The sequence below is a fragment of the Pseudomonas sp. B21-023 genome (assembly GCF_024749165.1).
Lineage (GTDB): Bacteria > Pseudomonadota > Gammaproteobacteria > Pseudomonadales > Pseudomonadaceae > Aquipseudomonas.
Genome location: NZ_CP087190.1, coordinates 5,659,780 through 5,676,160 on the forward strand (window position 1 = coordinate 5,659,780; position 16,381 = coordinate 5,676,160).

Annotated in this window: 17 protein-coding genes; 5 read left to right on the plus strand and 12 right to left on the minus strand. The window is 65.2% G+C overall.

The annotated features are described in order from the left end of the window. Positions 1 to 171 precede the first annotated feature (171 nt). The 4 genes from LOY42_RS25530 to LOY42_RS25545 are packed head-to-tail and all read left to right on the plus strand — an operon-like array spanning position 172 to position 3,302. Positions 172 to 1,563 carry a COG3014 family protein gene (locus LOY42_RS25530; RefSeq protein WP_139667813.1) on the plus strand — a complete coding sequence of 464 codons (1,392 nt, stop codon included), beginning with the start codon at positions 172 to 174 and terminating at the stop codon, positions 1,561 to 1,563. A gap of 14 nt (positions 1,564 to 1,577) precedes the next feature. Beyond that, a complete protein-coding gene (locus tag LOY42_RS25535; RefSeq protein WP_038707145.1) occupies positions 1,578 to 1,946 on the plus strand; it encodes a YcfL family protein in 369 nt (122 codons plus the stop codon). Positions 1,947 to 1,967: 21 nt separating this feature from the next. After that, complete coding sequence (gene lpoB, locus LOY42_RS25540; RefSeq protein ID WP_023632455.1) at positions 1,968 to 2,555, plus strand: penicillin-binding protein activator LpoB; 588 nt, start codon at positions 1,968 to 1,970, stop codon at positions 2,553 to 2,555. 3 nt (positions 2,556 to 2,558) lie between these two features. Continuing rightward, positions 2,559 to 3,302: a hypothetical protein gene (locus LOY42_RS25545; RefSeq protein WP_046857545.1), complete on the plus strand. Its 744-nt coding sequence runs from the start codon at positions 2,559 to 2,561 to the stop codon at positions 3,300 to 3,302. Positions 3,303 to 3,506: 204 nt separating this feature from the next. Here the strand turns inward: LOY42_RS25545 and LOY42_RS25550 are convergent, their stop codons facing one another. The 7 genes from LOY42_RS25550 to LOY42_RS25580 form a co-directional block, all read right to left on the minus strand. After that, positions 3,507 to 3,962 (minus strand): REP-associated tyrosine transposase, encoded by a 456-nt coding sequence (locus LOY42_RS25550; RefSeq protein ID WP_139667809.1) that lies wholly within the window; start codon positions 3,960 to 3,962, stop codon positions 3,507 to 3,509. A gap of 196 nt (positions 3,963 to 4,158) precedes the next feature. Then, positions 4,159 to 5,577: an efflux transporter outer membrane subunit gene (locus LOY42_RS25555; protein WP_258599638.1), complete on the minus strand. Its 1,419-nt coding sequence runs from the start codon at positions 5,575 to 5,577 to the stop codon at positions 4,159 to 4,161. Continuing rightward, positions 5,574 to 6,449: an HlyD family secretion protein gene (locus tag LOY42_RS25560; RefSeq protein ID WP_102684980.1), complete on the minus strand. Its 876-nt coding sequence runs from the start codon at positions 6,447 to 6,449 to the stop codon at positions 5,574 to 5,576. The genes LOY42_RS25555 and LOY42_RS25560 overlap by 4 nt, the downstream gene beginning before the upstream one ends. Beyond that, the gene (locus LOY42_RS25565; RefSeq protein WP_011531590.1) at positions 6,446 to 6,658 is read right to left on the minus strand and encodes a DUF1656 domain-containing protein; all 213 of its coding nucleotides are present in this window, start codon (positions 6,656 to 6,658) and stop codon (positions 6,446 to 6,448) included. The genes LOY42_RS25560 and LOY42_RS25565 overlap by 4 nt, the downstream gene beginning before the upstream one ends. Then, positions 6,655 to 8,742 carry an FUSC family protein gene (locus tag LOY42_RS25570; protein WP_102684981.1) on the minus strand — a complete coding sequence of 696 codons (2,088 nt, stop codon included), beginning with the start codon at positions 8,740 to 8,742 and terminating at the stop codon, positions 6,655 to 6,657. Before LOY42_RS25570 ends, LOY42_RS25565 begins: the two co-directional genes overlap by 4 nt. Further along, positions 8,739 to 9,176, minus strand: coding sequence for a MarR family winged helix-turn-helix transcriptional regulator (locus LOY42_RS25575; protein WP_023630816.1), 438 nt, complete (start codon positions 9,174 to 9,176; stop codon positions 8,739 to 8,741). The genes LOY42_RS25570 and LOY42_RS25575 overlap by 4 nt, the downstream gene beginning before the upstream one ends. 127 nt (positions 9,177 to 9,303) lie before the next feature. After that, a complete protein-coding gene (locus LOY42_RS25580; protein WP_198755775.1) occupies positions 9,304 to 10,116 on the minus strand; it encodes a tetratricopeptide repeat protein in 813 nt (270 codons plus the stop codon). A 206-nt stretch (positions 10,117 to 10,322) separates the two neighbouring features. Here LOY42_RS25580 and LOY42_RS25585 point away from each other — a divergent pair, with 206 nt between their 5' ends. Beyond that, positions 10,323 to 10,880 (plus strand): WYL domain-containing protein, encoded by a 558-nt coding sequence (locus tag LOY42_RS25585; RefSeq protein ID WP_139667803.1) that lies wholly within the window; start codon positions 10,323 to 10,325, stop codon positions 10,878 to 10,880. Positions 10,881 to 11,014: 134 nt separating this feature from the next. On the opposite strand, the gene LOY42_RS25590 is transcribed toward LOY42_RS25585, so the two are convergent. From LOY42_RS25590 to LOY42_RS25610, 5 genes are all read right to left on the minus strand, one after another. Further along, the gene (locus tag LOY42_RS25590; protein WP_139667801.1) at positions 11,015 to 11,878 is read right to left on the minus strand and encodes an ABC transporter permease; all 864 of its coding nucleotides are present in this window, start codon (positions 11,876 to 11,878) and stop codon (positions 11,015 to 11,017) included. Between the two features lie 14 nt (positions 11,879 to 11,892). After that, positions 11,893 to 12,756, minus strand: a complete 864-nt coding sequence (locus tag LOY42_RS25595; protein WP_139667799.1) for an ABC transporter ATP-binding protein — start codon at positions 12,754 to 12,756, stop codon at positions 11,893 to 11,895. A gap of 6 nt (positions 12,757 to 12,762) precedes the next feature. Continuing rightward, positions 12,763 to 13,782: an ABC transporter substrate-binding protein gene (locus LOY42_RS25600; protein WP_139667797.1), complete on the minus strand. Its 1,020-nt coding sequence runs from the start codon at positions 13,780 to 13,782 to the stop codon at positions 12,763 to 12,765. An 18-nt stretch (positions 13,783 to 13,800) separates the two neighbouring features. After that, positions 13,801 to 14,700: a TauD/TfdA family dioxygenase gene (locus LOY42_RS25605; protein ID WP_139667795.1), complete on the minus strand. Its 900-nt coding sequence runs from the start codon at positions 14,698 to 14,700 to the stop codon at positions 13,801 to 13,803. A gap of 321 nt (positions 14,701 to 15,021) precedes the next feature. Continuing rightward, the gene (locus tag LOY42_RS25610) at positions 15,022 to 16,380 is read right to left on the minus strand and encodes an HlyD family type I secretion periplasmic adaptor subunit (protein WP_258601371.1); all 1,359 of its coding nucleotides are present in this window, start codon (positions 16,378 to 16,380) and stop codon (positions 15,022 to 15,024) included. Position 16,381: the final 1 nt, after the last annotated feature.

Consider the following 16,381-nt stretch of genomic DNA (forward strand, 5'->3'; position numbering starts at 1 on the left):
AAAATGCGAAGCAATTCGCCATCACGTAGCTACTACTTTGGGTATAATCCCGCGCCGCCGTAATAGCCATTAGCAATCAAGGCGCCTCCATCGAGAGGTTCTGGCGATAAAACAGAGGGATCTGCCGCCCCCGCCCACGCGGCCAACCGTTTCAGGGAAAGAAGAAGTCCGATGGTATCCCGCGCCCTCACCCTGGCGACCCTGGTCGCCGCCGTGCAGCTCACCGGCTGCTCGGTGTTCCGCAGCTACGACAGCGAACTGCAGGAGACCAACAAGCAGTTGGCCGCCGGCAATGTCGACGCCGCCCTCGCCCTGCTGGAAAGCAACAACAAGGGCGACAAGAAAGACCTGCTCTACTACTTCGAGAAAGGCGAGCTGCTGCGCTCCAAGGGCGACCTCAAGGGCAGCCAGGACGCCTGGCGCGCCGCCGACAGCGTGGTGTTCCAGTGGGAGGAGTCGGTCAAGTTCGACACCGACAAGTACCTGAGCCAGTTCGGCAGCTACCTGGTCAACGACAAGGTCCGCCGCTACGAAGGCTACGACTACGAAAAAGTCATGCTGACCACGCAGATGGCCCTGAACCTGCTGGCGCAGAACGATTTCGACGGCGCCCGCACCGAGATCAAGAAGACCCACGAGCGCGAAGCGATCATCGCCGAGCTGCGCGACAAGGAATACCTCAAGCGCGAGGAAGAGGCAGAGAAGGAAGGCATCAAGACCGAATACAAGGACCTGCAGGGTTACCCGGTCGCCAGCCTCGACGCCCCTGAGGTGGTCGGCCTGAAGAACAGCTACCAGAGCGCCTTCAGCCATTACCTCTCCGGCTTTGTCTACGAGGCTCTCGGCGAGAAAGGCCTGGCCGCGCCGGGCTACCGCAAGGCCGCCGAGCTGCGCCCGAACACAGCGCTGCTGGACCAGGCATTGCTGGCGCTGGACAAGAGCAGCGCCAAAGCCGGTGAAAGCGACGTGCTGATCGTGGTGCAGACCGGCCTGGCCCCGGCCCGCGATTCGATCCGTATCCCGCTGCCACTGCCGATCCAGGACAACCTGGTGATCACCCCGCTGTCGTTCCCGATCATCAAGGAAGACACCTCCACCGCGCACCTGAGCGAGATCCAGCTCAACGACAAGGCCCTGGCCCTGACCGCGCTCAACAGCACCACCGCCATGTCGCGCCGCGCCCTGCGCGACGACATGCCGGGCATCATCCTGCGCACCAGCGTGCGCGCCATCAGCCGTGGCGTGGCACAGAAGAACCTGAACCAGTCCAACCCGATGGCCGGGCTGGTGGTGGGAATCGCCTCCACCGTGCTGGAGGGTGCCGATACCCGCACCTGGCGCACCCTGCCCGACGAAACCCAGGTGGCCCGTGTACGCCTCAAACAGGGCGAACACCACCTGAGCCTGCCGTCGAGCCTCGGCGGCACCCAAGTCACGGTGAAAGTCGATCGCCCCTACCAGGTGGTCAGCCTGCGCGTGGTCGGCAACCGCGTGTTCGCTGGCGGCCCGTCCGTCGAAGTCGCCCCGCAGGCCGCAGCCACCGCTGTCGCCAGCCTCAAGTAACCCAAGGATCGAACATGCGCAAAACATGCCTCGCCCTGGCCGCCGTCGCCCTCCTGGCCGGCTGCGCCACTCCACCCCCTGCCCCCGGCAGCGCCGCCAGCAAGGTGGTGACCATGGGCCAGCTGGATGACATCGAGATCGGCCAGATGCGCGTCGCCCGCGAAAACGGCTACCTCACCGTCAACGTGGCTTTGACCAACAGCAGCCGCAGCAACCAGACCCTGTTCTACCGCTTCGCCTGGCTAGGCAGCGATGGTTTCCCGGTGGCCGATGAAGAGAGCTGGAAAGCCCTGCCGCTGTACGGCAAGCAGGCCAAGTTCCTGCCCGCCATCGCACCGACCCCCGCAGCCCGCGACTTCCGCCTCGAAGTCCACACCCGGTAACCCCTTTCAGGAGCACATTCGATGTTTGCACGCCTTTCCCTCGCCGCCCTCGCCATTGCCCTGGTCAGCGGCTGCAGCACCCCTTCGCCGGTTCTCGGCGGCAAGAACATCAGCTACGGCGACAGCAAGGCTGTCGAGCTGGTCACCAACGAGTTCGGCTCCACCGACCTGCAGATGATCGCCGAGAGCATGACCCGCTCGCTGGCCCAGTCCGGCGTGCTGCACGGCCGCCCGGTGGTGCAGGTGTACGACGTCAAGAACAAGACCAGCGAGTACATCGATACCCGCGAGATCACCACCTCGATCAAGACCCAGCTGATGAAGTCCGGCGCCGCCCGCTTCGCCAGCGACAACACCGACATGCAGAGCCAGGTCGACCAGCTCAAGCTGCAGAACCAGAGCGGCCTGTACAAGAAGAAGACCGTGGCCAAGACCGGCAACATGATCGCCGCCAAGTACCGCCTGGAAGGCTCCATCAGCTCGATCGTCAAGCGCAGCAGCGACTACAAGGACGTGTTCTACAAGTTCAGCCTGCAGCTGATCGACGTGGAAAGCGGCCTGGCCGAGTGGATGGACGAAAAAGAAATCCGCAAGACCACGGAGCGCTGATCGATGCGTGCATGGATGGCAATCATTGGCCTGGCCTGCGCCTTCGGCGCGCAGGCGGCCCCCAAGGTGGCGGTGACCGACCTGGCCTACCAGGCGCAGGTGGAGGAATACATCCACACCATCAACGCCCAGAGCAGCGGCCAGGCTGGCATGTACCACGCCAGCGGCCAGTCGAGCTACAGCGAGTACGAGAGCCTCAACAGCTACATCGAGCAGACCGAACTGCGCAAGTTCGGTGGCGACATCAAGGGTGAGATCCTCAAGACCGGCATGTTCCAACTGGTCCAGGGCCGCCCCTACACCGCCGACTCGAAGGAAGACGTGTACGACGTGATCCGCCGCATCAAGAACGGTGCGTTCAAGGGCGCCGACTACGTGCTGTTCGGCACCCTGTCGGACATCGACTTCCAGCAGGACATCAACTCGCTGGATCACACCGACAGCTACTCGGCGGTATTGGGCCTGACCGTGGTCGCCGACTTCAGCCTGATCAACACCCGCACCTACGAGATCACCTCGGCGTTCACCGCCATGGGTGAGGGGCAGGACACCAAGCTGGTGAAAAGCCAGGACCGCCGCGTGACGCTGAACCGTCCGCGGGTGGTGCGGGATGTGTCGAAGGCGCTGGGCGAGGATGTTGCGCAGCAGCTGGCCGAACAGTTGGGCGGCTCGGTGCCCGGGCAGGCGAAACAGCCGCGTGGGCGGGACAACCTGCCGCCGGATGAGCCGGCGCGGGTGTTGAACTAAGCCTCCTGAGCCAAACGCAATCCCTGTACTGCAGAGCTGCCCCAAGATCTCTGTACCAAATCAGAATTGCCGGGGCCGCTATGCGGCCCTTTCGCCGCGCTTCGTCGCCACGACAAGCCGGCTCCCACAGGGATCGGAGCAGCTTTTGTGGGAGCCGGCTTGCCGGCGATGAGGCCAGCACAGGCAACCATGACAGCTACCCATTCAAAGCCAGATGGCATCCCAATGCGGATAATCGCCGATCCTCTCAACCAAGCCTGCCCGTTTGGGATTCATGACAATGTAGCGCGCAACAGCGCGCACATCTTCCTCACGCCGTAATGCCCGATCATGAAAGCCTTGCTGCCACAGGCGACCGGTGCGCCTCTGATATCCATTGATCATCCGCGTACTGCGCGACTTGACCCTGCGCATCAGCGTTTTCAGATCCACGTCCCCAAGCTCCACAAGCCAGTGAAAATGATCTGGCATCACAACCCAGGCCAGCGAACGGGCGATGCCTTCTTGCTCCACAGTGCGCAACTGCGCAATCAGCAACCGAGCCGATCGCAGATCGACCAGATACGGCACGCGGTTCAAGGTCTTGCTGGTGAGCAGGTAAAGCCTGCCTGGTTCGGAGAACCTGCCACGCCTGAGTTGATCGGAATGAGGACTATCCATATGCCTGCTCCTGTTGATGACAGGTCAGGCTAGTTCCCTCAGCGGGCGAGGCGTAAATGGAGTGACACGTGATGTTTCTGTGTTGCCTCCATCGCCGGCAAGCCGGCTCCCACAGGGATCTGTGCAGCCTTTGTGGGAGCCGGCTTGTCGTGGCGGCGAACCGCGACGAAAGGGCCGCACAGCGGCCCCAGGGATTTCAGGGCCTGGCGCTATTCTTCCAGCCGCCGCCCAAGGCCAGGAACACGCCAATCTGCCCCATTGTCACCTGGCTGTTGGCCGCCGCCAGCTGCGCCCGTACATCGGTGTAGGTCCGCGTCGCCTGCAGGTCGGCCAGGAACGACTCACGTCCTACCTGATAGCGCAGATGGGTCTGGTCCGCCGACTCCTTGGCGGAGCGCTCCGCCTCGGCCAACGCATCACGCCGGTCGAGCAATGCGCTGTATTGCGCCAGGCGGGTCTGGGTTTCGCGAATGGCATTCAGCACCACCCCATCGAAATGCGCCAGCGCCGCCTGGGTCGAGGCCTCGGCCATGCGGATGCGCGCGCGGGTGCCGTTGGTGGGGATGGTCCAACTGACCTGCGGGCCGAAGCCCCAGCGGTTGGTGGCCGGCTCACCGAGGTTGTCGAGGATGCCGATGGTGCCCACCTGGGCGCCGATGCTGATATCCGGGTACAGCGCGCCGGTGGCCACACCGATGGTGGCGGTGGCTGCCGCCAGCTGGCGTTCGGCCTGGCGCACATCCGGGCGGCGCTTGAGCAGAGCCGCACCATCGCCGACCGGAACCAGTTGCGACAGCTGTGGCAGCTCGGCGCAATCGGCGGTGCCGGCAGGCAATTGTTCGACAGGCTTGGCCAGCAACGCGGCGAGGGTGTAGAGGCCAGCCTCACGCTCGGCCTTGAAGCGCGGCAGCTCGGCGCGCAGCGACTTGAACTGGGTCTGCGAACGGGTGACCTGGCTCTCGTCGCCACGCCCGGCATCGCGCAGGCGCTGGGTCAGCTGCACGCCCTGCTGCTGCAGGTCCAGCGACTCGCGGGCGATGTGGTATTCCTCGTTGGCCGAGCACACCTGGGCATAGGCCTTGACCACATCGGCCACCAAGGTGATGCGCGCGGTGTCGGCAGCGGCCTGCACGGCATCGGCATTGGCCTTGGCGGTCTCGGTGCCGCGTTTGAAAGTCCCCCACAGGTCGAACTGGTAGCTGGCGCTGATGATCGCCTCGCCGATGTTGGCCACCGGCACTTTCTCCGGCAGCAGGAACGCTTCGCCGGACTCCTGCAGGCGCTGGGCACCCAGCTTGACGCCACCATTGAAGCCACCCTGCGATTCGGCCACCTCCACCTGGGCGCGGGCCTTGGCGATGTTGGCGGCAGCCACGCGCAGCTCGGTGTTGGCACCGAGCGCCTCGCGCACCAGCTGGTTGAGCCGTTGATCCTGATACAGCTGCCACCAGTCCTCGGGCACTGGCGCCGAGACCACGCTGTCGGCGTCCTGGCGCAGCGGGCCGTTGAGGTCGCCGCGCTGCACGGCGGCCTCCTTGGGCAGCTGGTAGTCCGGGCCGACCATCATGCAGGCGCCGAGGGACAGGCACAGCCCCGCCAGGATCAATTGTTTCATGGGCGTTGGTCCTCGATGATCGACACCGTGGCGGTACGCCCAGCGATCATGCGAAAGTCCGCCGGCACTTCATCGAAGGTGATGCGTACCGGGATCCGCTGGGCCAGGCGCACCCAACTGAACGCCGGGTTGACGTTGGGCAGCAGGTTGGCGCCGCTGCTGCGGTCGCGGTCCTCGATACCGGCGGAGAGGCTCTGCACCCGGCCGCGCAGGCGGGTGGGGTCGCCCATCACACGGATATCCACGGCGTCGCCGATATGGATCCCGCCCAGCTTGGTTTCCTCGAAGTAGCCATCGACGTGGTACGAGGCACTGTCGACCACCGACAACACCGGGCGCCCGGCGCTGACGAACTCGTGGGCGCGCGGGGCGCGGTCGTTGAGGTAGCCGTCCACCGGGCTACGCACCACCGAGCGATCGAGATTGAGCTGGGCCACATCCACCTGCACCTGGGCCTCACTCACCGCCGAGCGGGCGCGGGCCTCGCGGGACTGGCTCTCTTCAAGCTGCTCGGCCGCCACCAGGTTGCCCAGCTTGCGGTTGCGCTGGGCCTCGCGGGAGGCCTGGGCCAGGGTTTCCTGGCGCTCGGCCAGGGTTGCCTTGGCCTGGCGCAGGGCCAGGGTGAAACGGTCCTGGTCGATGGTGAACAGCACGTCACCGCGCTTGATGGTCTGGTTGTCGCGCACCTCGACCTGCTGGATCAGCCCGGAAACATCCGGGGCGATCTGGATCACGTCAGCGCGGATATGACCGTCGCGGGTCCAGGGGGCGAACATGTAGTACACCACCATCTGCCACACGAGCACGGCGGCGAAGGTCACTACCAGCAAGGTCAGGACCACGCGGCCCAGGGTCAGCAAAGGTTTTTTCATGGCAGCATCAGGCTTCGGCAAAAGTGGTCCACCGCGCCAAGCAGCACGGCATACAGGGCAACGTTGAACAGCGCCCGGTGCCAGACCAGGCGGTAGAAATGCAGGCGCACCAGCACCGCGTGCACCCCCAGGTACAACAGGTAGGTGCCAAACATCATCACCAGCAGCGTGGGCAGGAACACCCCGCTGATATCCAGTTCACCGATCACAGGGGTGCTCCGTCGAGGCCCGGGGGCAGTTGCGTTTGTTCGGCGGGCTCGAGCATCACCTCGACACCTGGCAGCAGCGCCAGGCGCAAACCGGCCAGGGCGTGCAGCAGGTGGGTGCGGGCATCGCCCCGCTCGTAAAGCTCATCGAGGTTCAGCGCCTGGCGCGCGCGCTCCATGTTGCGCAGCAGTGCCGCCGGGGCATGCAGGCGCTCGCCGGCGCGCAGGCAGGCGGCGTAGTGCGCGCCGACTTCCTCGATCACCGTCTGCAGGCGCTCGCGAGCCTGGGCGCCGGCGCGGGGCATGTAGGCCAGCAGGTCGAGCAGGTTCAGGCCCACGCGCAGGTCGCGCAGGGCCACGCCGCTGTCCTGGCCGGTCTGCGACAGGCGTGGCAGGTGCTGCATCAGGCGGTCGAGCATCTGCACCCCGACCTGGCGGTGCTCGGCCAGGGTGGCCGGCGCGGTCATCTCGACGATGTCGCGCCAGGCGAAGCGGGTCATGCGCTTGGCCGCCAGCTCCACGCCGAACGGGCGTACCACCAGGGTCCAGATAAAAGCGAACAGCAGCCCCACGGGGCCGGCCAGGTTGGAATTGAGGAATGTGAAGAAGTCGGCGTCGTAGGCGCCCTGGATGCTGATGAAGGTCGAGGTGTTGACGATGGTCAGCAAGGTGCCAAGGTAGAAACGCGGCTGCACGGTCAGGGTGCCGACGCAGATGAACGGCACGGCGAAGGCCAGCACCAGCATGGCGAAGTCGTGCAGGTTGGGCAGCACCAGGAACAGATACAGGCTAGAGAAGATCACCGACATCAGGGTCCAGAAGAAGAACCGGTAGATCTGCGGCGCCGGGTCGTCCATGGCGGCGAAGAAACTGCACGACACGGCGGCGAGGATCACCGCGCTGGCGCCGTCGTTCCAGCCCAGGCCGATCCACAGGCCGCAGGCGACGACGATCGCGGTGACCGTGGAAAACACCGAGTAGAGCATCAGGCCGCGGTCGAAGAACGGTGTCAGCCGGCCCAGGCGCCAGTGACGGTAGACCGCGCGCCAGGGCGTGGCATCGTCCTTGCGCAGGGCGTGCTGCAGGCTGCAGCAGTCCTGCCAGAGGTCGGCCCATTCGGTCAGGCGATAGAGGGCGTTGGACAGCAGCAGCTCAGAGCGCTGGTCGAGGGCGGCGGCGCCCGGCTGCAGGCGGTCGATCTGCTCGTGCAGGGCGGTCCAGCGTGCCACCGAGGCGCTGTCGGCGGTGCCTTCGAGCCATTCACGGGCGCTGCCCAGCACCGGTTGTAGCAGCGCGAACTGCGCCGGGGCGCGACCTTCAAGGGCGATCAGGGCATCGTCGAGCGCGTCGATCACCGGCAGCAGATGGATCATCCGCCCGCGCAATTCGCGGGCGTTCTTCAAGGTATGCGGGCCGGCGCCTTCATGGCCGAGCTGGCCGATCATCAGCTCCAGCGAGTTGAAGGTGGCGACCATCGCGCCACGCATGCCGCCGACCTTGTCGGCGCCGGCTTCGCGGGCCAGGTAGGTGTCGCAGTAGCGGATCGCCTCGCCGAACCAGCTGCCGGTGGCGCCGACCACCACGGGCGCCAGCCGGCGCGGCCAGAACACCGCGCCAACCACCGCCGCACAGACGATCCCCAGGCAGATTTCCTGGGCCCGGGACGAGGCCACGTCGAACACTGCCAGCGGGTTGTCGACCACCGCCAGGGCGATCATCGGCAGGGTGTAGCCGGCCAGCATCAGCACGTAGTTGTTGGCCGTGCGCAAGTTCAGCGAGAGGAACAGCAACGTGCCGGTCCACAGGGCGATGGCGATGCTCAGCAGCAGCGGGGATTGCACCAGCGGCGGCACCAGCAGGATTGCCCCACCTGCGCCCAGCAGGGTGCCCAGGGCGCGATACAGCGCCTTGGAGGTGGTCGGGCCGAGGAATGGGCTGGAGACGATATAGACCGTGGCCATGGCCCAGTACGGGCGTGGCAGCTGCATCAGCAGGGCGATATACAGGGCAATCATCGATGCGGCGAAGGTGCGCACGCCGTAGAACCAGTCGCGGGCCGGCGGGACCGAGCTGAAGAAACCATTCATGGCTGCAGGCCTGCCTGTTCGAAGGCATGGATGACCCGCAAGGTGGCCTCCAGGTCGGCCTGGTCGATGCCTCCAAGCACCTCACGACGCAGGCGTACCAGCTCGCCTTCGATGGACTCGGCCAGGGCGCGGCCCTCGACGGTCAGGCTCAGCGCCTTGGCACGACGGTCCAGAGGGTCCTCGCTGCGGCATACCAGGCCAGCCTTGCACAGTTGGTCGAGCAGGCGCACCAGCGACGGGCTTTCCAACCCGGCCGCCTGGGCCACCGCCACCTGATGCACGCCATCGCCCAGGCGCACGATCATCAGCAAGGGGACGGCGCAGGCTTCGGAAATGCCATAGCCGGTCAGGGCGCCCTGACACAGGCGGCGCCAGTGGCGGGCAGCCACAACCATGCCGCTGCTGATCTTCAGGTGCAGTGCGTCGAGGGACATGTGAGAACCGAGGATATTCATAGTTTGCTAACTATCAATATACGCCCTGCCCTCCCCCTGTCGTCAACCGCAGGTGACGGAGGGAAAAGATGAAAGGTTGTTCATGATCCCTGCAGGCACGCTGCGCTCAAGGCTGGATCTGGTCTTCCAGCTTCATGGTCAGCGCCAGCGTGCTGCCCAGCTGGATCGCCTGGTCGCGCCAGCCGAGGTAGCGCGCCGCGTCGCGGCTGCTGAAATGCACCGCCAGCTCCTCGGCGGCCTGCATCACCCCGGTCGCCGCCGCCAGTTCCAGCCAGTACAGGCCGGCCTTGGTGTCAGCCTCCACATACACGCCATGCAGCAAGCGGTAGCCCACCTCGAAGCGGCAGCGCTTCTCGCCACGCTCGGCGCCGCGCAGGAACCATTGGTAGGCCTCGAGCGGATCGACCTGCCACACCTGGTCGCCCTCGCACACCTCCTCCTCGTACAGATCGCCCAGCGCCGCGGCGGCATGCACCATGCCCCGCTCGAAAGCATGGCCGTAGTATTCGGCCGCATTGACGTAGGAAACATCGACGCCCTTGCCGAAGTACTGCTGCTGCCCAAGGTTGAACCAGGCCGCAGCATTGCCCTGCAACGCCGCCATGCGCAACAGGTGCCCCGCCAGCACCGTGTCGCCGCGCCAGTATTTGCCATTGAGCCAGATCCAGCCCAGGTCATTGAGCGCCGCGACATTGCCCAGCAGGGCCTGGCGGCAGAGGTCGTGATAGACCGCCTGCAGGTCGACTGCCTCGTCCAGGCGGTCGATCAGGCCAAAGCGCTCGCCGCTCAGGGCCTGCTGGGCGGGCATGCCCACCCCGGCGAACAGCCGGTGGCGCTGCCCGGGGCGGGCCGGCGCCGGAACGATCCGCTCGGGTAGAAGCCGGGCAAGCAGCGAATGGATATTGCTGGCGGCAGACATGTTCATCCTCATTGAACGACCCACAGCTCCAACCTCCACTGTGGTGAGGCGTGATTCTGCGCGATGCCACGACAAAACCTGTCGCGAACGAATTGATCCCAGGCAACCAATTGCATCTTCCTTGATCTGAGCAGGCTGTGGCCAATTGCCATGCCCTGCCCGTGCCGCCATCCTATGCCGGCAAGCCTAGACAAGGACGTTTCCTTTTGCCGTTCGCCACCACCCGCGCCACCCTCAGCCGCCAATGGGCATTGCTGCGCCAGCTACCCAGCCGCTCTCCCGGGATCACCAGTGCCGAACTGGTGTGGCGCCTGCGTGACGTGGGCTTCAATGTCAGCAAGCGCACGGTCGAGCGCGACCTCAACGAGCTGTCGCTGATCTTTCCGCTGGAGCGCAATGACAAGAGCATCCCGTTCGGCTGGCACTGGTCAGCCAACGCCGGCGGCGAGTTGCGTGGGAACTTCGACCTGCAGGGGTATTTGCGCGGCGATACGTTGCAGCCTGGCCAAGGGGAAGGCATCGAACTGCAGGCGTGGATCAGCGACTTGCTCGCTCGCCGTCTGCGCGAGACGCCGCTGACCGCGGACATGCAGTTGACCGCGCTGGATCAGGGGCACCGATTACGGGCAACCGTGGCGGATGGCTGGCCCTTGCGCTGGTGGTTGCTGAGCCAGGGGGATGGGCTGGTGGTGGAAGCGCCGCAGGCATTGCGCGAGGAGATTGCGCGGACATTGGCCAGCGCAGCGGCTAAGTATCGGGACTAGACCCCGATTTCGCCGCTGGCTGATCTGGCCTCTCGCCGGCAAGCCGGCTCCCCACACCGACCGTGCGGCCCTCAAGTCTTGCGCCATACCTGTGGGAGCCGGCTTGCCGGCGAGAGGCCGGTACAGGCAACACACTAGCGCTGCATCCCCCAGCGCCGAACGGTCAGCCGTTCGAGGGTGTTGAATACCAGACCCTCCACCAACAGGCCGATCAGGATCACCACCGCCAGCCCGGCGAACACCTTGTCGGTGTACAACTCGTTGCGGTTCTGGAAGATGTACCAGCCAAGCCCGCCTTTGCCACTGCTGGCGCCAAACACAAGTTCGGCGGCGATCAGCGTGCGCCAGGCGAAGGCCCAGCCAATCTTCAGCCCCGACAGGATCGACGGCAGCGCCGCTGGCACCAGAATGTGCACCACCAGACGCAGGCCGCGCAGCCCGTAGTTGCGCCCGGCCATGCGCAGGGTCTCGGACACACCGAGAAAGCCTGCGTAGGTGTTCAGCGCCAGCGCCCATAGCACCGAGTGCACCAGCACGAAGATCAGGCTGTTGTCGCCCAGGCCGAACCAGAGCAAGGCCAGCGGCAGCAGGGCTATGGCCGGCAGCGGGTTGAACATCGAGGTCAGCGTGCCCAGCAGGTCGCGCCCCAGCTGCGTCGAGACGGCCAGACTGGTCAGGCCGAATGCCAGGACGATGCCCAGCACATAGCCCTTGAGCAGCACCACCAGCGAAACGCCGACCTTGGCTGGCAGCTCGCCGCTGAGCAGCCCGTCCCACAATGCGCTGGAGGTCTGCAGGAAGCCCGGCAGCAGCAGGTCGTTGCCGGTGTAGCGAGCCACCGCCTCCCAGGCCGCCGCGAGCAGTATCAGGATCACAGCCTTGCGCAGCCAACCCTGTTGCCACAACCGTTGCACCAGCGGCAGCGCGCGTTCCAGCGGCACTCCGGGCAGGGGTTGCAACAGCACTTCGTATTCCTGGCGTACAGGTGTCGTGGTCATGTAATGGCTCCTGTTCAGTAGGCAATACGGATATCGTTGAAACCCAGATCACCCGCGTTTTGCGGGGCGTCGGCCTCGTCGAACAGCAACCGGTGGATGCGTCGGGCACTGGCCTGGAAGTCGCTGGCGCCGAGGCTGCCGAGGTCGTACTGATGGCTGTGCACCTCGGCCCGCACGCGCCCGGGATGCGGCGACAACAGCAGGATGCGGTTGCCCACCACCAGCGCCTCTTCGATGGAATGGGTGACGAACAACAGGGTGAAACGCACCTCTTCCCACAGCAGCAGCAGTTCCTCCTGCATCTTGCGCCGGGTGAGCGCATCGAGCGCGGCGAACGGCTCGTCCATCAGCAGGATCTTCGGTTGCGTGGCCAGTGCCCGGGCGATGGCCACGCGGGCTTTCATGCCGCCGGACAAGGTATGGGGGTATGCGTCGGCGAAGGCGGCCAGGCCGACCTTCTCCAGGTAATGCAGCGCCCGCTCTTCGGCCTCGGCGCGCTTGAGCTGGCCGGACACCAGCAACGGGAACATCACGTTCTGCTTCACCGTTTTCCAGGGCGGCAGCTGGTCGAATTCCTGGAACACCACGATGCGGTCGGGCCCAGGGCTGCGTACCGGCTGGCCCTGCAGCAGGATCCGCCCTTCCCGGGGTTCGATGAAGCCAGCCACGGCCTTGAGCAAGGTGGACTTGCCGCAGCCGGACGGGCCGAGCAGGACGAAACGGTCGGCGCGGTCGACTTCGAAGCTGACTTGATGGGTGGCCCGCACCACGCGTTGGGCAGTGCGGTATTCGAGGCTCAGGTTGTCCACCGCCAGCAGCGGTGGCGTGGCGACACGGCTCAGGGTGCTGGCCGCGTGGCCTGGCAATGGGGCGGTCATTGGCGGTCAGCTCCCTTGCAGCGGGCGTTCATCCTGGAAGAAATAGTCCTTCCACGATTCGGGTTTGTGCTTGATCGCGCCGACCCGGTAGAGGAACTCGGCCAGCTTGTAGGTGTTCTTCGGAGTGACGGTGAATTCGTACTGCGGATTGTCGATCAGCTTGATCAGCGCCTCGCGGTCGATCTTGGCCTTGGTCACGCGGATGTAGGTATCGGCCGCGGCGGCCTTGTCTTTCTGGGCGAAGTCGGCGGCTTCGGCAAGGGCATCAACGAAGGCCTTGTAGGTCTTGGGATTGTCCTTGCGGAATTTCTCGGTGGCGAACAGCAGGGTCGGTGAGTTGGGCCCGAGCAGGTCGTAGCTGTTGAGCACCACGTGCACGTTCTTGTTGGCCAGTACCTGGTCCTGGAACGGCGGGTTGGAGAAGTGCCCGTTAAGCTCGGTGCCGCCGGCCAGCAAGGCCGCAGTGGCGTCCGGGTGCGGCACGGCCAGGGTGTACTTGTCCAGGCGGTTGTATTCCTTGTCGCCCCACTGCCGTGCGGCGGCATACTGCAGGAAGCGCGACTGCACCGAAACCCCCACCGCTGGGACGGCGATACGATCTTTCTCGGAAATATCGGCGATGGTCTTCACATTGGGATTGCTGCTGACCAGGTAGTAGGGGAAGTTGCCCAGTGAGGCAACGGCCTTGACGTTCTGGCGGCCCTTGGTGCGATCCCACACGGTGAGCAGCGGCCCGACGCCGGCGCCGGCAATGTCCACCGAGCCGGACAGCAACGCGTCGTTGATCGCCGCGCCACCGGAGAGCTGGGCCCAGTCGACCTTGATGTCGAGACCCTGCTCCTTGCCGTGCTTCTCGATCAGTTGCTGGTCACGGACCACGTTGAGCAGCAGGTAGACGATGCCGAACTGCTCGGCGATGCGGATCTGCCCTTCGGCGTGAGCCACGGTGGGCGCCGCCAGACTGCCTAGACCCAAGCTGGCGCCCAGGCCGATACTTGCCGCCAGGCGGCTGATGGATTTGCGCATGGTGTATTTCCTCAGTCGTCAGAACGGGGCATCGCCCTGGATGGTGGTGCGGTACAGCTTGCGGCGCCGGTGCGCGGGGCAACCGGTGGCCAGGTGGATCAGCGAGCGGTTGTCCCAGAACACCAGGTCGTGGGGCTGCCATTGATGGCGGTAGATGTTCTGCTCCAGCACGCTCAGGGCGTACAGCTGTTGCAGCACGTCGCGGCTTTCGTCATCCGGCAGGCCGACGATACGGGTGGTGAAGCCTTCGCTGACGAACAGCGCCTTGCGGCCGTTCTCCGGATGAGTACGCACCACCGGGTGGATGACCTCCTGGACCTGGGCCAGTTGCTCGGCGGTCAGCGTCGGGCGCCAGTTGCCTTCGAACTTGGTCTCGGCGTAGCGGGCGGTATAGGAATGGGCGGCACTGCGGCCCTCGACGACCCGGCGCAGGGCGTCGGGCACCGCGTCCCAGGCCTTGTGCATGTCGGCGAACAAGGTGTCGCCGCCCTCGCTGGGCAGCTCCTGGGCGTGCAGCATCGAGCCCAGGCTCGGCAGTTCCTTGTACGACAGGTCCGAGTGCCAGAACTTGCCGGCGTCGCCCAGTCCGACGTTGCGGCCGTTCTCGACGATGTTGGACACGATCAGGATCTCGGGATGGCCGGTGAGCAGGAACTGCTTGAGCACATGGATCTGCAGTTCGCCGAACCGGCGGCTGAAGGCGATCTGTTGTTCAGGGGTGATGCGCTGGTCGCGAAACACCAGGACATGGTGGTCCAGGTGGGCGCGGTGAATGCGGATGAAATCCTCGGCATTGACCGGACGGCTCAGGTCGAGGCCGATGATCTCGGCGCCAACGGCGCCGGGGAACGAGCGGATGTCGAAGGTTTGCGGTTGGGCGCTGTCGATGGTCGACAAGGCGTTCGAGGCGGCTGGCATTGTTCACTCCCACGCAGTGCGCGACTCCAGGGCGCGCAACGATCGGAAACGCACGGGGATTGCCCGTGTGGGTTCGAGTCGTGCGGCGCGCCGATTGGTCAGCGGGTACGCAGTGGGGTGACTATAAAGTCATAATAACCGTAATTTAAATACCTTTATTGCATATACATATGAATATGCTAAGCCCTGCTCCAGCCTACAAAGCGAGGGCGTGGGAGCGGGCTCGCCCCGCGATGACGTCGGCAGCAACAACCTCGCTGCCTGGGCGAACGCCATCGCGGGGCAAGCCCGCTCCCACAGGATTTCCGCCCCATCGAGCGATCAACGCTCGCGCAAGGCTTCGGAGCGCGCCTTGATGATCGGCTTGAGCAGGTAGCTCATGATGGTCTTCTTGCCGGTCATGATATCCACCGTGGCCACCATCCCCGGGATGATCAGCAGCGGCTTATCTTCCGTGCCCAGGTGACTCTTCTCGGTACGCAACTTGATCAGGTAATAGGTGGTCTTCTTGTCTTCGTCGGTGATGGTGTCGGCACCGATCTGCTCGAGCTTGGCCTTCATCCCGCCATAGATGGTGTAGTCATAGGCGGTGAACTTGACCGTGGCTTCCTGGCCCGGGTGCAGGAAGGCGATGTCCTTGGGCAGGATCTTCGCCTCGACCACCAGGGTGTCGTCCAACGGCACGATCTCGATGATGTCGCTGCCCGGCTGGATCACGCCGCCGATGGTGTTGACCAGCAGCTGCTTGACGATACCGCGCACCGGCGAGATGACCATGGTGCGGTGCACGCGGTCGTCCAGCGCCTTGCTGGTGGCAGTGGCCTTGTTCAGCTCGGTACGGGCCTCGTTGAGCTGGGTCAGTGCCTCGCTGCGGAACTTGCCGCGGGTCTCCTCGATCTTGCTCTCGACCTCCTTGATCGCCGCCTCGGCCCGCGGGATGGCCAGGGTGGTGGAGTCCATCTGGCCCCGGTTCTCGACCTCGGCGCGGCGCAGGCGCAGTACCTCGACCTGGGAAATAGCACCCTGAGCCACCAGTGGCTCGGACATCGAGATTTCCTGGCGCAACAGCTGCAGGCTGTTGGCGTACTGGGCGCGCTTGGAATTGAACTCGCGCAGCTCCTGCTGCTTCTGCACCAACTGCTGCTGCAGGCCGCCGATCTCGTCCTGCAACTGCTGGCGACGGCTCTGGTACAGCGATTGCTCGTTGGCGGCCTGGCTCGGCGCGGCCTTGCGCAGCTCTTCGTCGATCTGCAGCGGCTTGTCCTCGACCTCGGCCGTGAGGCGCTGCACGCGCAAGGCCATGGCCAGACGCGAAGCCTCGGTCTCGTCGACATTGGAGGCGAAGCGGGTCTCGTCCAGACGCAGCAGCGGCTGGCCGACTTCGACGATCTCCCCCTCCTTGGCGAAGATCTCGGCAACGATGCCACCTTCGAGGTTCTGGATCTTCTGCACCTTGGACGACGGGATGGCCTTGCCCTCCCCGCGCGTCACCTCGTCGATGGGCGCGACGCTGGCCCAGACGATGAGAAACAGGAAGAACGCGATCACCCCCCAGATGGTCAGGCGCACCACTCGCGGCGCGTCCTCGATCAGCGCCTTGTTGACCTCGGGCAGCGGCTGCCCGGCCAGCGACTCGGAGCCCTTGAAGTAGCGGCGCAGGCTGTCCTTGAAACGCCCCATA